3 protein-coding genes are annotated in these 1,585 nt (G+C 75.1%); 2 read left to right on the forward strand and 1 reads right to left on the reverse strand.

What is annotated here, in order from left to right; genetic code table 11:
- Nucleotides 1-865 (reverse strand): MFS transporter (locus GTW08_RS23170; RefSeq protein WP_346009962.1); only part of this gene is annotated, 865 nt, incomplete at its 3' end.
- Nucleotides 866-1,024: 159 nt separating this feature from the next.
- Between GTW08_RS23170 and amiA the strand changes: the two genes are divergently transcribed.
- Nucleotides 1,025-1,144 carry a streptamidine family RiPP gene (gene amiA / locus GTW08_RS32565; RefSeq protein WP_020625778.1) on the forward strand — a complete coding sequence of 40 codons (120 nt, stop codon included), beginning with the start codon at nt 1,025-1,027 and terminating at the stop codon, nt 1,142-1,144.
- Nucleotides 1,145-1,244: 100 nt separating this feature from the next.
- Nucleotides 1,245-1,585: hypothetical protein (locus GTW08_RS23175; RefSeq protein ID WP_202417583.1), on the forward strand; the 341-nt coding region annotated here is incomplete at its 3' end.

Below are 1,585 nucleotides of genomic sequence, written 5' to 3' on the forward strand. Positions count from 1 at the left end.
GCTCCGACAGCCGCGGGACCAGCCGGGCCGCGGCGAGCCCGCCCACACCCCAGCAGGCGAACAGGAGGCCGAGCCGGGCGTCGCCGTCGGCGCGGATGCCGAGCACCCGGTCCGCCCACGGCACGGTCATCGCGAGCCAGGCGCCGCCCGCGACGGCCTGGGTGGTACCGACCAGCGTCAGCGTCCGGACCACCGGGTGGCCCACGAGCAGTGCCAGGCCTTCGCGCACGTCGGCGAGGATCCGGGTCGGCGCGCGGGTGCCGGGCCCGGGGGACAGGCTCCCGGCGACCGACCGGATCAGCAGCGCCGACGCGACCGCGGTGAGCGCGGTGACCGACAGCAGCCCGGCCGGGGCCAGGGTCGCGACGGCCAGCCCGGCGAGCGGCGGCACGACCAGTTCGACGACGGTCGTCGCGCCGTAGAGGGTGGAGAACGCCGCGGTGATCCGGTCGGGCCCGACCAGCGTGGGCAGGGCGCCGAAGTTCGCGGCGTCGAAGAAGACGAAACCGGTCTGCACCGCGACCGCCGTGCCGAGCACCTGCCACGGTGTGAGTACCCCGGCCCACCAGGCGAGCGGGATCCCCGCCAGCACCGCGCCGCACGCCAGGTCGACGCCGACCATGAGCCGCCTGCGGTCGACCCGGTCGGCCAGCGCTCCCGCGACCAGCCCGAACAGCAGGTAGGGGAGTGCCTCCGCGGTCGCGATCGCCGCCGTCCACGCGGGCGAGCCGGTCAGCCGGTAGACGAGCACGGGCAGGGCGACCGCGGCGACCAGGGAGCCGGCGACCGAGACGACCCGGGCGGCGAGGTAGCGGCGCAGGTCGGTGCGTTCGTGCTCGGGGGCGGTCGGGGCCGTCTCGCTCACGGGGTCCTTCCGTCGGCGGATGCGCGAACCATAGTGTGAAACGACAGTCATCACCAATAGTGGTGCCACGAGACACACCACTGTTGAAAACCGATGTCGTTTGTGGTCACGATGGGGTGGTCCGGAACCGGACGATGTCACCCACTGGAGGAGAAAACGATGAAGGACATCTTCACCGAGCTCGAGGCCGAGCGCGCCCTTCCGCACAACTCCGCGAGCCACTCCAACGCCCTCGTCGAGAACCCGTTCGCGACCGAGCAGGCCGCCGAGCAGGAGTGACACCCGCCGCGGGCCCGGCACCGGTGACGGTGCCGGGCCCGCGGTCTGCCGTGACCGACCGACGGACCAGGGAGTGCGAGTGGAACGACTGCGACCGGGCGTGAGCGTGTTCGAGGTCCCCGGCCGGGGCTCGGCGCTGCGGGAGGCCTCCGGCCGGTTGCGCGGGGTCGACCTGCCCCGCGGCACGGTCGAGGCACTGACCCGCTGGTTCGCCGGCGCCGACCCCACACCTCCGCCGGGACTCGACCCGGAGCGCGGCGCGTTCGCCGCGGCCGGGTACCTCGACGACACCCGCCCGGCCCGGACGGCCACCGTGACCGTCGCCGGTGACGGCCCGCTGGCCGACGCCGTCGCCACCGCGCTCGCCGGGCCCACCGTGCGGGTGCTGCGCGGGACGGTCGGAGAGCTCGCGGCCGTCCCGGCCCGCCCGGACCCCACGCG

Source organism: Pseudonocardia sp. SID8383, from assembly GCF_009864975.1.
Lineage (GTDB): Bacteria > Actinomycetota > Actinomycetes > Mycobacteriales > Pseudonocardiaceae > Pseudonocardia > Pseudonocardia alni.